14 protein-coding genes are annotated in these 18,457 nt (G+C 63.3%); 10 read left to right on the top strand and 4 right to left on the bottom strand.

The window, feature by feature from the left end:
* Positions 1–7: 7 nt before the first annotated feature.
* Positions 8–1,981 carry an APC family permease gene (locus ACFVSJ_RS16220; protein WP_387437952.1) on the bottom strand — a complete coding sequence of 658 codons (1,974 nt, stop codon included), beginning with the start codon at positions 1,979–1,981 and terminating at the stop codon, positions 8–10.
* Positions 1,982–2,201: 220 nt separating this feature from the next.
* On the opposite strand from ACFVSJ_RS16220, the gene speB reads away from it, so the two are divergent.
* Positions 2,202–3,257: an agmatinase gene (gene speB / locus ACFVSJ_RS16215; RefSeq protein WP_387437951.1), complete on the top strand. Its 1,056-nt coding sequence runs from the start codon at positions 2,202–2,204 to the stop codon at positions 3,255–3,257.
* A complete protein-coding gene (locus tag ACFVSJ_RS16210; protein WP_387437950.1) occupies positions 3,254–4,957 on the top strand; it encodes a thiamine pyrophosphate-binding protein in 1,704 nt (567 codons plus the stop codon). Before speB ends, ACFVSJ_RS16210 begins: the two co-directional genes overlap by 4 nt.
* A 111-nt stretch (positions 4,958–5,068) precedes the next feature.
* Here ACFVSJ_RS16210 and ACFVSJ_RS16205 read toward each other — a convergent pair whose 3' ends face one another.
* Together ACFVSJ_RS16205 and ACFVSJ_RS16200 are read right to left on the bottom strand one after the other, a co-directional pair.
* Complete coding sequence (locus ACFVSJ_RS16205; protein WP_387437948.1) at positions 5,069–6,397, bottom strand: MFS transporter; 1,329 nt, start codon at positions 6,395–6,397, stop codon at positions 5,069–5,071.
* A gap of 28 nt (positions 6,398–6,425) precedes the next feature.
* Positions 6,426–7,454, bottom strand: a complete 1,029-nt coding sequence (locus ACFVSJ_RS16200; protein ID WP_387437947.1) for an MBL fold metallo-hydrolase — start codon at positions 7,452–7,454, stop codon at positions 6,426–6,428.
* Between the two features lie 94 nt (positions 7,455–7,548).
* On the opposite strand from ACFVSJ_RS16200, the gene ACFVSJ_RS16195 reads away from it, so the two are divergent.
* The 8 genes from ACFVSJ_RS16195 to ACFVSJ_RS16160 all read left to right on the top strand — a co-directional run bounded on the left by ACFVSJ_RS16195 (position 7,549) and on the right by ACFVSJ_RS16160 (position 17,944).
* Positions 7,549–8,454 (top strand): LysR family transcriptional regulator, encoded by a 906-nt coding sequence (locus ACFVSJ_RS16195; protein ID WP_387437946.1) that lies wholly within the window; start codon positions 7,549–7,551, stop codon positions 8,452–8,454.
* 75 nt (positions 8,455–8,529) lie between these two features.
* Positions 8,530–9,012 (top strand): MarR family winged helix-turn-helix transcriptional regulator, encoded by a 483-nt coding sequence (locus ACFVSJ_RS16190; RefSeq protein WP_387437944.1) that lies wholly within the window; start codon positions 8,530–8,532, stop codon positions 9,010–9,012.
* 9 nt (positions 9,013–9,021) lie between these two features.
* A complete protein-coding gene (locus ACFVSJ_RS16185; RefSeq protein WP_387437943.1) occupies positions 9,022–11,076 on the top strand; it encodes an MFS transporter in 2,055 nt (684 codons plus the stop codon).
* A 238-nt stretch (positions 11,077–11,314) separates the two neighbouring features.
* Entirely contained in the window at positions 11,315–12,622 is a 1,308-nt protein-coding gene (locus tag ACFVSJ_RS16180; RefSeq protein ID WP_387437941.1) for a UPF0158 family protein, read from the top strand.
* Positions 12,623–12,818: 196 nt separating this feature from the next.
* The gene (locus ACFVSJ_RS16175; protein WP_387437940.1) at positions 12,819–14,552 is read left to right on the top strand and encodes an ABC transporter ATP-binding protein; all 1,734 of its coding nucleotides are present in this window, start codon (positions 12,819–12,821) and stop codon (positions 14,550–14,552) included.
* Positions 14,549–16,633, top strand: coding sequence for an ABC transporter ATP-binding protein (locus ACFVSJ_RS16170; RefSeq protein ID WP_387437939.1), 2,085 nt, complete (start codon positions 14,549–14,551; stop codon positions 16,631–16,633). Before ACFVSJ_RS16175 ends, ACFVSJ_RS16170 begins: the two co-directional genes overlap by 4 nt.
* A gap of 38 nt (positions 16,634–16,671) precedes the next feature.
* Positions 16,672–17,088, top strand: coding sequence for an acyl-CoA thioesterase (locus ACFVSJ_RS16165; RefSeq protein ID WP_387437938.1), 417 nt, complete (start codon positions 16,672–16,674; stop codon positions 17,086–17,088).
* Between the two features lie 91 nt (positions 17,089–17,179).
* Complete coding sequence (locus ACFVSJ_RS16160; RefSeq protein ID WP_387437937.1) at positions 17,180–17,944, top strand: copper homeostasis protein CutC; 765 nt, start codon at positions 17,180–17,182, stop codon at positions 17,942–17,944.
* Positions 17,945–18,044: 100 nt separating this feature from the next.
* On the opposite strand, the gene ACFVSJ_RS16155 is transcribed toward ACFVSJ_RS16160, so the two are convergent.
* Positions 18,045–18,341 (bottom strand): DUF3800 domain-containing protein, encoded by a 297-nt coding sequence (locus ACFVSJ_RS16155; RefSeq protein ID WP_387437936.1) that lies wholly within the window; start codon positions 18,339–18,341, stop codon positions 18,045–18,047.
* Positions 18,342–18,457: the final 116 nt, after the last annotated feature.

The following is an 18,457-nucleotide window of genomic DNA, read 5'->3' as shown; positions in this document are numbered from 1 at the left end:
CCGCGGGTTAGCCCACGTGGACCCAGGGGCGCCTGGTGATGTCCGGTTCGGCTTCCCGCAGGACCTCGCGGGTCACGGGCGCGATTTCACCCTCGCCGAAGAACAGGAACTTGCTCAGGTTTGAGATCGGGTTGCCCTCGGTCCAGCGGAAGTAGATGTGCGGCATGAAGCCCGTGACATCGCGGATATGGAGCAGTACCGCGGCCAGGGTGTTGGGCACGTTGTTGCTGTGGACTTCCAGGATCTTGAAGCCGTGGCGTTCCTTGCCCACTACCTGTAGTTCCTGTTCGAAGTCCGAGCTGTCGTCCACGATGATCTCGATGAAAAGGGCGCCGCAGTCCTTGGGCAAGTGGTTCGCTTGCTGGGCGTGTTCGAGTTTCTCCTGGTACCGGTCTGCGCTGAGGCGCTTGGGCTCGTGGGCGATGATGCGCACGGGGCCATCGGTGTTGTTGGCGGTGAATTCGAGTGCCTTCTCATCCATCTTGATGTGGGTGGCGCGCAGCTCGAACGCGCGGCGGATACGGGAAATGAAGCTGACCACCATGATGCCCAGGATGAACAAGGCAGCGATCTTGAGGCCGTCCGGGCGCTCGATCGAGTTGACCACCGTGGTGTACACGAAGACGAGCGACACGATGCCGAAGCCAATGAACTGTGCACGTTGCTTCTTGCCCCGCGCGGACAGGGTTACGGCGATGGAGGCTGAGGTAATCAACACCAGCACGCCCGTGGCATAGGCGCCGCCCTGGGCATTGACGTCGGCTTGGAAAATGACGGTCACTGCGAAGGCGATGACGGTGAAGACGAGGACCAAGGGGCGCAGTGCCCGGGCCCAGGCGGGAGCCATGCCGTAACGCGGAAGGTAGCGCGGGACGAGGTTCAGCAGCCCGGCCATGGCTGAGGCGCCGGCGAACCAGAGGATGGCAATAGTGCTGATGTCATAGATGGTTCCGAAGCCGTCGCCAAGGAACTTGTGGGCCAGGTAGGCCAAAGCGCGCCCCTCGGCCTTGCCGCCGGACTCGAATTCGGCTGCGGGAATCAGCATCACCGTGGTGAAACTGGAAGTGATCAGGAACGAACTCATGATGATCGCGGCCGTGGTCAGCAGGCGGTGGGCGCCCTTGATCCTGCCCGCAGGGTTGGCATCGGTGTCCGTGGAACGGCCCTTGATCTGCGGCATGACGGCCACGCCGGTTTCGAAACCGGACAGGCCCAACGCCAAACGCGGGAAGACCAGCAGGGCCAGCCCGATCATCATTAATGGATCCCCGTGGGAGGTGGTCAGGGCGCTCCACCAATCGGTGACCACGTGGGATTCGGTGAACAGATGGCTGATGGAAACGAAGACCACCACCAGGTTCAACGCCAAAAAGGCAGCCACGAGCACGACGGCAACGTTGATGGCTTCGCGGAATCCGCGGAGGAACACGATGCCCAGTCCGGCGATGAGCGCCAGCGTGATCACCACGTGCTGGCCCTCAAGGAACTCCGGAGCAAACGGGTTCTCGATGAGGTGTGCCGTGGCGTCCGCGGCGGACAACGTAATGGTGATCATGAAGTCCGTCGCGGCAAATCCGAGGAGCGCGAGGACAAAGAGCTTGCCGCCCCAGCGGGGGAGCAGGCGTTCCAGCATGGCGATTGAGCCTTCGCCGCGAGGGCTTTCCTTGGCCACGCGGCGGTAGACAGGCAAGGCACCGGCAAGCGTGGCAACGACCAGGAGAAGGGTAGCCAGGGGTGAGAGCAGGCCAGCGGCCAGGGCGGCGATGGCGGGCTGGTATCCGAGAGTGGAGAAGTAGTCCAGGCCCGTAAGGCACATGACCTTCCACCAGGCCTGCGGCTTGTGCGACTCGGCGGGCTGGCCGTGCGGACCCTGCCGTTTGCCCGACGTGTCCGGCATGCCTTCAAGCAGCCAGGACTTGAGGTGGAAGGCTTCCTTGCGCCGGTCGGCGGGATCGGCCGGTGGCCTGGTCAGCGTCGTCACGTGGTCCTTTCGCGCAGCACCGTGCTGCTCCCGAGATGGAGCGTATTGCTGGGAATTGCCTGTTAAGACCGGTTTTTATGGAATCTTTACGCCTCGTGTGATCGGCATCTCAGTCAGCCGCGATCCTCATGGTTGAGTTGTAAACAGGTGATGCTTATTAGGCAACTTTGAGTGTATGATGGGTGTCACAGCAGCCATCTACTTAAGGAGTTGCGCAACTTTGGAAGAGCTCCGCATCGAGGCCAACGGCAACCTCGGCCCCATCGATTCCTCCCGCATCCCGCGCTATGCCGGTGCGGCCACTTACGCCCGCCTGCCCCGCCTCGACCAGGTGTCCAAGGCCGACGTCACTGTTGTCGGCGTGCCTTTCGACTCCGGTGTTTCCTACCGTCCCGGCGCGCGCTTCGGCGCCAACCATGTGCGTGAGGCCAGCCGTTTGCTGCGCCCGTACAACCCCGCGTGGGACGTTAGCCCGTTCGAGAACATCCAAGTTGCCGACGCTGGCGACATGGCCGTGAACCCGTTCAACATCAACGAGGCCATCGAAACCATTCAGCAGAACGCCCTGGACCTCACTGCCAACGGCAGCAAGCTGGTTACCCTCGGTGGTGACCACACGATCGCGCTTCCGCTGTTGCGGGCTGCCGCCGAACGTGCCGGCGAGCCCATCGCCATGTTGCACTTCGACGCACACCTTGACACCTGGGACACGTACTTCGGCGCCGAATACACGCACGGAACCCCGTTCCGCCGGGCCGTCGAAGAAGGAATCCTGGACACCGAGGCCATCAGCCACGTGGGTACACGCGGTCCGCTGTACGGCAAGAAGGACCTCGACGACGACCACCGTTTCGGATTCGGCATCGTCACCTCTGCGGACGTTTACTACCAGGGCGTGCTTGAGACCGTGGCCAAGATCCGGGACCGTATCGGCAACCGCCCGCTGTACATCTCCGTGGACATCGACGTTCTGGATCCGGCGCACGCACCGGGCACGGGAACGCCGGAGGCCGGCGGCATCACCAGCCGTGAACTGCTGGAAATCATCCGTGGATTCCGTGGCATGAACCTCGTGGGTGCCGATGTTGTGGAAGTTGCTCCGGCCTACGACCACGCCGAAATCACCGGTGTTGCCGGCAGCCACGTCGCCTACGAGCTGGTGACCCTCATGGCGGACAACGCCGTGGAAGGGGACCGTCACGGTGCTCCGAACGGCTACGCCCAGCAGGCGCTCGGGGCACGCATGGAAGAACTCGCGAAGGCCACGCGGCGATGATCGACTTTGATCCGGGCACGGCTGCTCCCACCAAGGAGACCGGCCAGCGTAACGGCGGGGACCTCGTGGTCGAAACCCTTGAAGCGCTCGGTGCCAAGACGGTTTTTGGTATTCCTGGCCAACACGCCCTTGGCCTGTTCGATGCGATGGGCCGCGGCAACCTGCACTTCGTTTCCTCGCGCGTGGAGAACAACTCGGCTTTTGCAGCTGATGGCTATTCGCGTGCCACGGGCGAAGTCGGTGTCCTCTTCTTGTCCACTGGCCCGGGTGCGTTGACATCGCTGGCCGGTTTGCAGGAGGCCTACGCCACGGGTGTCCCGATGGTGGTTGTGGCGAGCCAGATCCCTCTGGAGGGCCTGGGCGCACGCCGAAAGGGCATGCTCCACCAGCTCGATGACCAGAAAGCTTCGGCCGCGAACGTCACCAAGAGCCAGCGGCTGATCCAGCATGCCTCGGGCATTCCGTCGGCCATCCAGGATGCCTGGACGGAAGCGATTTCCTCCCCGCAGGGCCCGGTCTGGATCGAGATTCCGCAGAACGTGCTGCTGGATCCGATCGTGGTCCCTCCCGTTGAAGACGCCCTCGCCGAGGCTTTCGACAACCCGCCGCGCGTGGAATTGATCCGCGAGGCCGTGAAGTGGCTCTCGACGGCGGAGCGTCCGGCGATCATCGCAGGCGGCGGTACGCGTCGTGGCCGGGCAGAGAAGTCGCTGCTCTCCATCGCCGAGCAGCTGCGGGCTCCGGTCATCTGCACGCCGGGCGGCAACGGTGCGTTCCCGTGGAACCATGAGCTGGCCCTGCAGTCCTGGATCGAGGACAGGTACATGACCGATGTCCTCGAGGACGCGGACGTCCTGATCGTCATCGGCTCGTCCCTGGGTGAAGTGACCTCCAACTACTTCACGTTCGCACCCCGCGGCCGGATCATCCAGATCGACGCCGAGCCCCGGGTCTTGGAGTCCAACCGACCCGGCCTGGGCATCCGTGCCGACGCCGGGCAGGCTCTCGCGGCACTGGACGAGGCCCTCACCGAAGCCGGAGCCGCTGACGCAACACAGCGTGACTGGCATGGCACCAGCCCCGAGGCCTTGGTCAAGGATTCGCTGGCAAAGGTCAAGGCCCGCCTGGAATCGCAGGACCTGGGCAAGGAACTCAAGTTCATGGCGGACATCCGCGAGGCCGTTCCGGCGGATATGCAGACCTTCTGGGACATGACCATTTCCGCGTACTGGGGTTGGAGCTGCTGGGACGCCCGTGACGGCCAGTTCCACTCCGCCCAGGGCGCGGGTGGCCTTGGCTATGGTTTCCCGGCAGCGATCGGCGGCGCCGTGGGCCTGGAAACCACCGGAAAGCCCGGACGCGTGCTGGCAGTTTCCGGTGACGGTTCCTCCATGTACTCCATCTCGGAACTTGCCACCGCCAAGCAGCACAACATTCCGGTCACCTGGCTGATCGTGGACGACGGCGGCTATGGCATCCTTCGCGAATACATGGTGGGTGCCTTCGGCAAGGCCACGGCCACCGAGCTCGCGCGTCCGGACTTCGTCAAGCTCGCCGAGTCCTTCGGCGTCCCGGCCGTTCGAGTCGACCCGGAGGAAGTGGGGGACGCGCTCAAGGCGTCCTTCGCCGCGGACGGCCCCAACGTCGTCGTGGTTGAAACGCTGCTTAAGATGTTCGGTCCCACGCACTTGGACGACTAACACCACGCAAGACAGCCCCCGCATGGAGCACCATGCGGGGGCTGTTCTGCGTTGCGGGGCCCGCTCTACGCCTCAGAAGGGGGAAACAGGGCGTTCAGCGGGCCACACAAGTCAGTCGAGGTCGCGCCGGGTACCTTCCGGCGTGGCCTTCACGGCAACGGCCGAGGCCAGGAGCGCCACGATCCAGAAGATGGCGATCAGCCACAGGCCACCGCCGGCGGCGAGGCTCAGGCCGGCAACGATCATGGGGGTGAATCCTGCGCCGATCATCGACGCTCCCTGGTAAGCCAAGGACGCGCCGGTGTAGCGGTTGCGGGTGGGGAACTGCTCGGCTACATAAGCGGCGATCGGTCCGTAGAGGAAGCCTTGCACCAGCCCGTTGCCCAGGATGATCGCCAGGGCGAAGCCCCACAGTTCACCATTGGTCATCAGTACCAGGATCGGGTAGACGAGCACGGCACCCATGAGCGATGCGCCGATGAGGACACGACGCCGGCCGATGCGGTCGCTGAGGCGGGCCGAGTAGAAGCAGATCACCAGGGTCAGGAGCGCAGCGACGGCCTTGATGTTCAGGACGCCATTCTTGTCGGCACCGCTCTCAACGGCCACCGAAACACCCCACACCGTGGTCATCGACTGGCACACATAGAACGAGGTGGTGGCCAGGAGGCCCAGCACGACAGCCCTGGGGTTGTTCTTGAGGACATCCAGCAGCGGCACGCGGCGTTTCTCTCCGGCAGCTTCGAGGCGCTGGAATGCGGGTGTCTCGGCCACCTTCAGCCGGATCACCAGGCCCACCACAATCAGCAACGCACTCAGCAGGAACGGCACGCGCCAACCCCAAACGAGGAAATCCTTTCCGGAGACCGCAGCGAAGAGTGACAGTGCCAGCGTTCCGAGGATGGCACCTGCCGGTCCGCCGGCGTTCGCGAAAGCGGCAGCGAATCCGCGGTGCTTCTTGGGAGCGTGCTCGATGGCCATGAGGGCAGCTCCGCCCCACTCGCCGCCAACCGCGACGCCCTGGACCAGCCGGAGGATAACCAGGGCCAAGGGCGCAGCCATGCCTATCTGTGCAGTTGCGGGAAGCAGGCCGATGGCCGTGGTGCCAAGGCCCATGATCAGCATGGACAGGACCAGCATTTTCTTCCGGCCCAGGCGGTCGCCGAAGTGCCCGAAGATCAGGCCACCCAGCGGGCGGGCAATGTATCCCACCGCGAGCGTCACGAACGAGGCGAACAGGTCGAAGCCCGGGCCAAGGTTGGCGAAAAAGACCTTGTTGAAGACCAGGCTTGCCGCCGTGGCGTAGAGGACGAAGTCGTAGTACTCAATAGCGCTGCCAACAAAGCTGGAGGCCAGGATGCGTCGCATGTCCTTGGTGTTCAGGGACGTGCCCGCCGTGGTGACAGCGCCGGTTTCCGGGGCTGTTGGTGCTGTGCTCATGTGCTTCCTCAGGTTGGGTTCTGGCTCGTCAGCGCTGACGGGCGAACGGAATGGTGTCGAGGTCGTTGGGAACGGTGAAGATGCCGCTGAAGTGCTCCCCGGCTTCCTGCCACACGGATTCCGAGGCAGAACCGGGCACCAGGTGGTGCAGGGCCAGATGCCCGACGCCGGCCACTTCCGCCAGTTTGGCGGCCTCACGGACGCTGGTGTGGGACTTGTAGTGATGGTCCCGGGAGGCCCTGCTGGACTCATCCGTCTTATCCGCGTAGAGGGACTCCACCCAGGCGAAGTCGATGGCTTCGTGGAGCAAAAGGTCTGTGTCCTGGGCCAGAGTGATCATGTTCTGCGTGTAGGCCGTGTCACCGGAGATCGTTACGGAGCCCTCGGCGGTATCGAAGCGGAAAGCGAATGCGGGCGCTACGGGAGGGTGTTCCACCAGGATTGCCGTCACGGTCACCAGCTCGTCGCGGTATACCTCGAACGGTTCCATGTCCGGCGTCGGGTTGTTGTTCGGGTGGTAGCCGGACTCCGCCGGAATCTGGATGTCCTCAGCGTGGAAGATGTCCAGCGGGCTGGGCCGGAGGCTGTCCAGGATGCGGTCGTTGAGGTCCGTCGCGTGGGCTTTCATGAGCTGCTCGAACATCTGGCGCGTGCCCGGCGTCGGGTTCTCCGGCGCGAGCGGTTGGGGTTCGACGACGGCGCGCGGCGACACCGCGGGAAGCTCGCCCCGGTTGCCGGGTCCAATGATGCGGACCGGGTTCTCCGTGCGCTCGGTCAAAGCGTAGAGCCCGAAGATGCCGAGTCCGGCGAGATCGTAGACGTGGTCCGAGTGGAGGTGCGTGATGAAGAGTGCACGCAGGTCCTTCAGTTGCAGGCCCGACTGGCTGAGTCGACGACCCGCGCCCTGTCCAAAGTCCACCAGGTAGAAGGCATCCCCAACCACCACTGCCGTGGCGATTCCCGTGCGCTCGCCGGAGTCGGCAGCGGCCCACCACCGTGGTCCGCCTGCTGTTCCCAGCGTGACGATGTGCGGCTTCAGGGATGACGTCGGCGTCATGGTTCTCCTCGTTCGGATTGGCTTTCTTCCAGTGTGGTCCGCGCCACGTCACTTGTATAATCAATCAATTCTAAGAAGTTCATAAGGAGAACTGATGGGTGAGTTCACGCTTCGGCAGCTGGAATACTTCGTTGCGGTCCTGGACCATGGATCGTTGACACGCGCCGCGAGCGAGAGCAACATTTCACAGGCAGCGGCCTCCATGGCCATTGCCCAGCTGGAGAAGAGCCTCGGCCTGGATCTCCTGATCCGCACCCGGGCCAAACGCGTTGAACCCACTCCGGCCGGCGTGGAACTGGGTGTCCGCGCCCGGCGCATCCTGCGGGAGACGGCGGAATTGCGGGGTGCCCTCCAGGGATCGCATGAGGACATGCGCGGGCGCGTGTCCATCGGTTGCATGATCGCGATCTCGCCGCGGTTGATTCCAGAGCTCATTCGGGTTTTCGCCGCCACGTGGCCCGAGGTGGAACTCGACTTCGTGGAAGGCAACGCCGAAGACCTGCAGCGCGCGGTGGGCGAGGGCGAGTTGGACGTTGCCTTCATCTACTCGCTGCAGGCGGTTCCCGGCGTCGAAATCCTGAACGTAGCGGCATCCCGCCCGCAGTTCATGCTGGCTGCGGACCACCCGCTGGCAAACAGGAAATCGCTGAGCTTCGCCGACCTCGCCGAGGAGGATGTGGTCCTGTTCGATGTCCCGCCCAGTGCGGAGCGGGTGATTGCCATGTTCCATTCCGCCGGCATCGAGCCCAAGGTGCGGTGGAGGAGCGTGGTGGCCCAGACCATCCGCGGCATCGTGGCGAGCGGCCGCGCCTACTCGGTGACGAATGTGTGGCCTGGCATTGAGTCCCTCTATACGGGAGCCCGTGTGGCGCTGGTTCCTATCGAGGACAAGTTGCCGGAGAACAAGCTCGTGGCCGTGGTTCCGCCGGGTGTCAGCAGGCCTCGGCGCGTGGACGAGGTGATTTCGGTGGCCCGGGAGCTGACCCGGGAGACAGCCTAGGAACCTTCTTTAGTTTCCCAAAGCAATCATTTTGCTGTATGGTTGCTTTAGGCAAACAAAAAAGGGGTGTTTTCCATGTCCGTTGGTTCAGCCACGGCGACTGATCTTGTGCATCAAATTTTTGACCTGCAGCGGACTCTGCGCTGTGTGGTGACCGCCCACCTGGCCCGCGTTCCCGACGTCGGAATGGCCGTCCAGGGCGTGATGCGGTTTATTGGCGAGGGGGAGACCCGCGCTACGCATCTGGCGGCCAAGCTCGGCGTGAGCGCGCCGGTCCTGAGCCGCCACGTCGCGGAGTTGGAGGACTTGGGCTTCGTGATGCGGCGGCCCGATCCCGCGGATGGCAGGGCCCAGCTCCTCGCGTTGACTGAGAGCGGTGCCGCCAAGCTGCGCGAATTCGAAGAGCAGCGGAGTGTCCGGTTGCGGGATTACCTCGCTGACTGGAGCGAAGAAGATGCCTTGGAAGCATCGCACGTGCTGCAGAAACTCAGCGCATCCCTCAAAGACTCAATCCGGGCAACGGCGGCCGGTTCCACAACGACGAAACTCACAGTTTAGGAGCCACGCATGGCCAAACCAGCAGTCCAGACCCCGGCGGCAGGGCAGGTGGGCGCCGCAGCGCCCATGACCCACCGCCAAATCATGGAAGCCCTGACCGGGCTCCTCGCAGCGTTCTTCACTGCGATCCTGAGCAGCACCATCGTGGCGAACGCGCTCCCCACCATCATGTCCGAGCTCAAGGGCACGCAGACCGACTTCGCCTGGGTCATCACCGCGGCGCTGCTCGCCAATGCTGCCACTACCCCCATCTGGGGCAAGCTTGCGGACCTGTTCGACAAGAAGCTCCTTGTCCAGCTCAGCATCATCATCTTCGTCGCAGGCTCGGTCATGGCCGGCCTCTCCGAATCGATTCCGCTGCTGCTGACCGCCCGCGTGATCCAAGGCGTGGCCATGGGTGGGCTCACCGCGCTGGCACAGGCCATCATCGGCTCCATGATTCCGCCGCGGGACCGCGGTAAGTACTCCGGTTACATGGGTGCTGTCATGGCCGTTGGTACCGCAGGTGGCCCGTTGCTGGGTGGCTTCATCGTGGACAGCCCGCTTGGCTGGCGCTGGACGTTCTTCGTTTGCGTTCCGTTGGCCGTGATCGCGCTCATCCTGCTCCAGATCACCCTGAAGATCCAGCACATCAAGCGTCCGGCCAAGATCGACTGGCTCGGTTCCATCCTGCTGACCTCGGGCGTCAGCTTGCTCCTGATCTGGGTTTCCTTCGCCGGCAACCCCGAGTACTACGACTGGGTGTCCTGGCAGTCCGCCCTCATGGTGGGCGGCGGTGTGGCCCTCCTGGCGCTCCTGGTGTTCGTCGAGACCAAGGTTTCCCAGCCGATCATTCCCCTGAAGATCATCTCGGAGCGCACCACGGCATTGGCCATCCTGGCTTCCGTTGCCGTTGGTATCGCGATGTTCGGTTCCTCCACCTTCCTCGGCCAGTACTTCCAGGTCTCCCGGGGTGCCTCGCCTACCGAGGCCGGCCTGCTGACGCTGCCGATGATTGCTGGAAACCTGGTTGGCTCTGTCGCCTCTGGTGTCCTGATCAGCCGCTTCGGCAAGTGGAAGAGGTTCCTGATCGCGGGTTCGGTCCTGCTGATCGGCGGACTCGCCTTCGCAGGCACCATGGACCACACCACCGAACTGTGGGTCGTGGCCATTTACACCGGCGTGTTCGGCCTCGGCCTGGGCATGCTGATGCAGAACCTGGTTCTCGCAGTGCAGAACACCGTGCAGGCAAAGGACATCGGAACGGCCAGCGCCTCCGTGGCGTTCTTCCGCTCGGTGGGTGGCGCGATCGGCGTTTCCGTCCTCGGCGCCATCATGTCCAACCACGTCAAGGACCTCGCTGTGGAAGGCCTGGCAGCGGCCGGGATTCCCGTTCAGGGGGGATCCTCCGGCGCCAGCATGGACCTCGGAGACATGCCCGCACCGATCCGCGACATCATGCGCGCCGCCTACGGTGACGCTACTGCCCAGATCTTCATGATCTCTGCCGTGATCAGCGTGGTCGCGCTCCTTGCAGTGCTGCTCATCAAGGAACGCCCGCTTCGCCGGACCGTTGATGCGGCACCGGAGAAAGAACTCATCGCCACCGCCTCGGGGGAGGCCGCGATGTCGCTGGACACGACGTCCCTGGACGCGGTGCCGGTCCCGTCCGGTCCGGACCAGGCGCACGACGCCGGAACGCGGCTGGGTGCCGGAGCTCCCCTGGATGCGGGCAGGCAGCGTCCTGCCGAGCGGTCGTCCGAGGACCTCGACCTCGAATTCGCCAGGATCCTCACGCAGGAACGGCCCCACGCCGCGTCCGACGTCAAGGAACTCCAGGAACAACTGTCCAGGACGCAGTATGTCCTGGCTGAACAGCAGCTCCAGCTCAGCCGGGCCAATGTTGAGCTCCAGGCGCGTCTCCGTGACCAGCAGTCCGTTGCGGAGCAGCAGGCCCGCACTGCCGATGAGTTGAAGGCGCTGCGCAAGGAACTCAAGCGCGAACGCCGCGAGCAGGAGCGCATGGCCTTGCTGCTCCTGCAGGGCGTCGAGTCCCGGGTCGACCACGGCAAGCACGCAGGGTAGAACTGCCAACAGTTCCCTTGCGGGTTTGCGCCTCCGAACTCGGCGGGGCGAGGCGACCAAGGGCATGACCAAGGCGCCGGTTGGGATTCCAGCCGGCGCTTTGCCGTGATGGACGAGCACCTCCAAGTTTGTTCGGAACGGCGGACGTCCACACCGTGTGGGACCAAGTCGTCAGGGCGCCGCGGATCGCCCCGGAGCGATTGAGGTGCTCGCGCTCGGCCCGTGCCATCCTGTAGATATGGCACGTACGTGGTTGTCGGTGACGGTGGAACTACTCGGGGGTCGTCGCGAAGAGCTTTGGCCGTGGCCAGGCCGCATCTTCGCAGTAGGGCCGTCGCACACTTTCATGGATCTCGCCAACGCCATCAATAGTTCCTTCGCCAGATGGGACCGCTCCCATCTTTCAATGTTCACCCTGGCGGACGGCCGGGTCATCTCCGATGTAGAGACGGGAGCTGAGATAGCCGGATCGATCGGCGGGGCGATCACGGCGCCAATCGACATCACGGTTGCCAAAGTCGCAAAATCGGTGGGTGCCGGCTCTGAGTTCCAGTTCACTTTCGACTTCGGTGACATGTGGACACACCGATGTGTGGTCGGGGAAGAGAAAGTCGACCCCCTGGAGGTACTGGGCATCCGCCCTGAAGTTCCACTGCCCTACTGGGGCTGGGGCGGTATACCGGACCAGTATGGGCGCCGGTGGGCTGCCGACGACGGAGAGGGCCGGGTGCCGGGTAAACCGAGTCATCCGCACCCGATGCTGCGTGGCCTATGGCCCGAGCAAATGCAGGTGCCTGGCCTGGACCTTCCCCGGCTACGGCAAGCTATCGCGGCCGGGGACGCTGATCGCTTCCTCACTGAGGTGATGGGACACGACATCGATGACGAGCTGCAACAAGTGGGGCTTGGCATACCGCTGGCTCTCGAGCAGCGGCGTCACAAGGCTGAACCGGTTGCACTCCAGGTCATCAACCGGCTGAGGTGGCGTGGCGGCGATGGTGATGGGCTCCTCGCTGATGACCTGACGTGCGCTCTGCGCCGCGTGCCGCTGACTGGCAGGATGGTGCCGGTCGACCTGGAAATGGTTACGAGCGTCTTGGAAGGGGATCCCGAGCTGTCGAGCGGTGGTTACCTCGATCTGTACACGGGGCAGGTGTACGACGACGGCGCCGCCGACCCGCTGTTGGTCGGCGACGACGCCGTCATTGACGTGGATGGGGAACCGGATCGTTGGCTTCGGCTCGACACCACCGGTTCGCGGGACGGCTGGCAGGACATGGCGGCTTTCACGGAACGGCAGCGTGATGGGGCCCTTCGGGAGCGGCTGGAGCGGGCGATACAAGGAAAAGGCGCCTTCTTCCGGTTCCGCGACATAGTCCGCAGTGAGAACCTGCTCGAACGGTGGTATGCCTTCTCTGCCGACCGCCAGATAGGCCGATCCCGTGAGTTCCTCGCGGACAATGGCATTCGCGTGGGTGGGCTAGGCGGGCCGGGTTCGATGAGCGCGGGAGATCCGGTGGACACGTCCCCTGATGGGCCCGTGTGAAGCCAGGCCCGGGAGCGCCAGGCCTGCTCCCGTGAGCGCAGGGCGGACACGTTGGATACTCCGCTGGGATGATCTTTTCCCGAGGTTGTTTCGCCGGGGCAACGGATTTCGTAGAGTGGGGAGGCTAATACTGTCAGCGCCTGCTGCTAGAACTTTTCTTACCTCATTCACGCACTCTCCTTAAGGATCCGTGGGCATGCTTGTCACCCTTATACGGCGCTACTCCAAGCCGTATTTGCCGCAGATAGTGGCCGTCCTCATATTCCAGTTGGCGTCCACCATTGCCACGCTCTACCTTCCCAGCCTCAACGCCAAAATCATTGACGAGGGAGTTTCCCGCGGCGATACCGACTTCATCTGGCGAACCGGCGCGCTCATGCTCGCCGTCGCCCTCGCACAGGTACTCACCGCCATCGCGGCGGTCTACTTTGGTGCACGAACGGCCATGGCCATTGGCCGCGACCTGCGCCGCAGCGTCTTCCGCCAGGTCAGCAGCTTCTCTGCCCAGGACGTCAACAAGTTTGGCGCCCCAACCCTGATCACGCGCGGTACCAACGATGTCCAGCAAGTCCAGATGCTCGTGCTGATGGGCCTGAACTTCATGGTTTCCACGCCGATCATGTGCGTGGGCGGCATTATCATGGCAGTCCGTGAAGACCTCAGCCTTTCGTGGCTTGTCTGGGTCTCGGTTCCTGTCCTGGTGGCCGTGGTCGGCTACCTCGTAGTCCGGCTCATGCCCTTGTTCCGTTCCATGCAGGCCAAGATCGATGCCATCAATGGCGTCCTGCGGGAGCAGATCATTGGCATCCGTGTGGTCCGGGCTTTCGTCCGCGAACCGTACGAGGCCAAGCGCTTCGGAGCCGCCAACCAAGACCTCACTGCAGTGTCCGTGAAAATCGGCAACCTGTTCGTCCTGATGTTCCCGGCCATCGGCATGATCCTGCACCTGTCCACGGCGGCGGTGCTTTGGTTCGGTGGCCAGCGCGTCGACTCGGGCGACATGCAGGTGGGAGCCCTGACCGCGTTCCTGCAGTACCTCCTGCAGATTCTGATCGCCGTCATGATGGGCACCTTCATGGCCATGATGATTCCCCGCGCTTCGGTGTGTGCGGACCGCATCGGCGAGGTGCTCGACGTCGAACCTTCCATCCACAACCCCGCCAACCCCGTGGTTCCGGCCCAGAAGACGGGCCGCGTCGAGTTCCGAGACGTCACCTTCAAGTACCCGGGAGCCGAGGCGCCGGTGCTGAGCAACATTTCCTTCACCGCGGAGCCGGGCAAGACGCTCGCCATCATCGGTTCCACCGGCGCAGGCAAGACCACCCTGGTTTCGCTCCTGCCGCGGCTCTACGACGTCGCCTCCGGTGACGTCCTGCTCGACGGCGTTCCTGTCACCCAGTTGGACGCGTCGGAGATCAGCAGCCGGGTAGCCGCGGTCCCGCAGAAGCCATATCTGTTCTCCGGAACCATCGAGCACAACCTTCGCTTCGGCAAGACTGAAGCCACGGACGAAGAACTCTGGGACGCGCTGGAAACGGCGCAGGCCAAGGGATTCGTGGAGGAGAAGTCCGCGGGCCTCAACCGTCGCATTGCCCAGGGCGGCACCAACGTCTCCGGCGGCCAGCGCCAACGTCTCTGTATCGCCCGCGCCCTGGTGACCAAGCCAAACGTGTATGTTTTCGATGACTCGTTCTCGGCACTGGATGTCGCCACGGATGCGCGGCTGCGCAAGGCACTGAAGGCCAAGACGCGCGACGCCACGGTGATCATTGTTGCCCAGCGCGTTTCCACCATCCAGGACGCAGACGAAATCCTGGTTCTGGACAATGGCCGCATCGTTGACCGCGGAACCCACGACGAACTCCTGGAAACCTCACCCACCTACCAGGAAATCGTTGAATCCCAGCTGAGCGTGGAGGAAGTGGCATGAGCGAGCAGAACCAGCAAAAGAAGCGCGGCTGGGCTGCCAAGGCAGAAGCCGCGAAGGCCGCAAAAGCAGAGGCTGCGGCGAACGTAGCTACCGAGGCCCTTGACGACGAGGATTTTGTCGAAGAGGAGTATGTCCCCTCTGAGGCCGACGGCGGCATGTTCGGCGATATGCCGGCCAAGAAGGCAAAGGCCTTCCTGCCCTCGGCCAAGCGACTGATGGGCCTGCTCAAGCCAGAGCGCGCCGGGGTCATCATCGTGATCGGCCTGGTGGTTGTTTCAGTAGTCCTCAACGTGATCGCGCCGAAGGTCCTCGGCAGCGCCATGGACGTCATCTTCGGTGGCGTCATTGGCAAGCAACTCCCGCCGGGTGTGACTCCGGAGCAATTCGCGGATCTCATGCGCCAGCAGGGCCAGGAAAACTTCGCGGACATGGTTTCCAAGATGACCCTGACCAACGGCATCGACTTCCAGAAGCTGACGTTCCTGATTTCGATCGTCCTGTTGATGTACTTCGTGGCCAACATCTTCCTGTGGGCGCAGGGGTGGTTGCTGAACCGGATCGTCATGCGCGTCATCAAGAACCTGCGTGACGAAGTCCAGGCCAAACTCAACCGTCTTCCGCTGAACTACTTCGACACCCGCCAGCGTGGCGACATCCTGTCGCGCGTCACCAACGACGTCGACAACGTTCAGCAAGGGCTCCAGCAGGCGTTCGCGCAGCTCGTCAGCTCTGTCCTGACTGTGCTGGGCATCATCGTCATGATGTTCATCGTGTCCTGGGAGCTTGCGCTGATTGCCTTGATCGCGCTGCCGCTTTCCGGTGTCATGGCCGGCGTCATCGGTGCCAGGAGCCAGAAGCTTTTCGCCGCGCAGTGGAAGAACACCGGCGCCCTTAACGGCCAGATCGAAGAGTCCTTCTCCGGCCATGACCTAGTGAAGGTCTTCGGCCGGGACGCCGACATGCTGGTCCGCTTCGATGAAAAGAACGAGGAACTGTACAAGGCATCCTTCGGGGCTCAGTTCGTTTCCGGCATCATCTTCCCGGCGATGAACTTCGTCTCCTACCTGGCCTACGTCGGCATCGCCGTTGTTGGCGGTCTGCGTGTTGCCTCGGGCTCGATGAGCCTCGGCGATGCCACGGCGTTCATCCAGTACTCGCGCGAATTCACCCAGCCCCTGGGCCAGATCGCCGGCATGGCCAACATGCTGCAATCCGGCGTGGCCTCTGCGGAACGCGTCTTCGAGTTCCTGGATGCCGACGAGGAAGTCCAGGAAACCGGCACCAAGCACCTGCCGGCCAAGACTGACGGACACGTCGAGTTCGATCACGTCTCGTTCAGCTACGTCGAGGACAAGCCGCTGATCGAGGACCTCTCCTTCAGTGCGGAGCCTGGCCACACGGTCGCTATCGTGGGGCCAACCGGCGCGGGCAAGACCACCTTGGTGAACCTCGTGATGCGCTTCTACGAGCTCAACGCCGGCCGAATCACGCTCGACGGCGTGGACATCAAGGACCTCAGCCGGGCCGAACTCCGCTCCAAGGTGGGCATGGTGCTGCAGGATGCGTGGCTCTTCGGAGGCACCATTTACGACAACATCAAGTACGGCAACCTGGACGCCACGGAAGAACAGGTCATGGAGGCCGCCAAGGCCACCTACGTGGACCGGTTTGTCCGTGCACTCCCGGACGGGTACCAGACGATCATCGATGAGGAAGGAAACAACGTCAGCGCCGGTGAGAAGCAGCTCATCACCATCGCTCGCGCATTCGTTTCCGATCCTTCGTTGCTGATCCTCGACGAAGCCACCAGCTCCGTGGACACCCGTACCGAACTGTTGCTGCAGAAGGCCATGGCTGCCCTCCGTACGGACCGCACCAGCTTCGTGATCGCCCACCGCCTCTCCACAATTCGCGATGCCGACACCATCCTGGTGATGGAGAACGGCCAGATCGTGGAGCAGGGCAACCACACCCAGTTGCTGGCACTCCAAGGCGCCTACTACCGCCTGTACATGTCGCAGTTCGCTGGTGAGGATGCCGGGGAATCCGCGGTGGACGACTCGACGGCGGTGCACTCCTGAGCATCGACGCACCCCAGCGCATTGAGGTCCTGGTACCTATGCGCTGGGGTGACATGGATGCCTATGGCCACATCAACAACGTTCAGATCGTGCGCATGTTGGAGGAAGCACGTATCGCTGCGTTTGGCCCTCCGGCCGGAGCAGGATTGCCTGGCACGGAGCCACCTGCCGCATTGTTCAATGATGTTGGCGAGGGCGTCATGACCCTCGTTGTGGAGCACAAAGTCCGGTATGTGCGAACCCTTGACTACCGCAACATCCCCGCCGTCGTTGAGATTTGGGTGGGCGCCATCAAGGGTGCCAGCTTCGACCTCCACTACGTCATCAAGGATCCGGTGACCCGGGAAGACTGCGTCAAGGCAAGCACCCACCTTGCTTTCGTTGCCGAGGAAACGGGACGGGTTTTGCGCCTCACTCCGGAGCAGAAGGAAAAGCTCGTCGCATACCAGGCCTGAGCGCCACCATTTGTCTGCACGTACGGCCTCTGGGAAGTGCTTCCCGGAGGCCGTACGTGTGCCCCGAACCCCTGCCCAGTAGAGTTTCACCATGGACCTCGAGATCGCCGTAACGAGCGCTGCGGGCGCCGGAACCTCTGCTGCGGAGGGTGCCAACAGGATCGAACTCTGCGGTGCTTTGGAGCTCGGCGGCATCACACCCAGCCAAGGCCTCCTTGAAGCGAGCATGGAGCACGTTGACGGCCGCTTGGGCATCCACGCCCTGGTCCGGTGCCGCCCCGGCGACTTCCACTATTCGGCCTCGGATGTGGACACGATGGTTCACGAGATCCGCCATGTGCTGGCGCTGGGAGCCGATGGGGTGGTGGTGGGAGCCCTGACCCATGACGGCGAAGTGGATGTGCCGGTCATTCGGCGGCTCGTGGACAGTGCCAGGCAGACCCGTCCGGATGCGCACGTGACGTTCCATCGTGCCATCGATCAGTCTCAGGACCCCCTGCGGGCGCTTGAACAACTTCTGGAGCTCGGTTTCACCCGCGTCCTCACCTCCGGCCACGAAGCAACAGCCGGAGCAGGCCTGGCCACGCTGTCCCGGCTGGTTGAGCGCTCAGCCGGGAAGATCCAGATCATGGCCGGGGGAGGACTGAAGCTCTCCGACATCCCGGCCATGCACGCCGCAGGGCTCTCCGCTGTTCATCTGTCCGCCAAGAGGACTGTGTCCACAGTTGCCGATCAGACGGTTTCCCTCGGCAGCCAGGACGGCGAAGACCCCACGGCGTATACGGTGACTGACCGTGAGACTGTTCGCGCAGCGAGGGCTGCGGTGAATGCTGTGAATCTGCGGTCGAGGATCTAACGATTCCTTCTGGCGGTGGACTGAAGTCTGGCAACTCTGCTAGCCTAACAAGGCGGACCTGCCCCACACACGTGGATCGGCGGGTCTTGCTGTTTAACGACTAGATAGCCCGCGGCGCCTCTTCATGGTCTTTCGCGGACAGAAATCGGTTGTACCATTCCCACCCAAATTCGTTGCCGGAGTGACGGTTTAGGTGAGTGAATGCTGAATAGGCAACCAAATCGGCCATCTGGATCCACTGGGATCGTCTTGAATCGTGAAACATCGGGTCCTCAATGACATGCCGACTTGTGAGCGGAAGACGTCTGTGCGCGTCGACGTAGCTCGGGTCTGTACCATTTCCGTCCATGCTGACAAAAGCATAGGTCCCGGTTTCCAAATGATGGGCGTTCCACATCTCAAGGAGTTGCTGATAGACAGCTCCGCGTTCCTGAAAGTAGGCGCGCCCCTGGCTGCGGTCCGACGATAGACGGCTCCTACGCTTACGTCATTGCACTGTTGAAGTGTGCGGAG

It is taken from the genome of Paenarthrobacter sp. NPDC058040 (assembly GCF_042885775.1).
Taxonomy (GTDB): domain Bacteria; phylum Actinomycetota; class Actinomycetes; order Actinomycetales; family Micrococcaceae; genus Arthrobacter.
The sequence above is the reverse complement of the archived record's forward strand: the minus strand, read 5'-3'. Positions and strand labels throughout refer to the sequence as shown.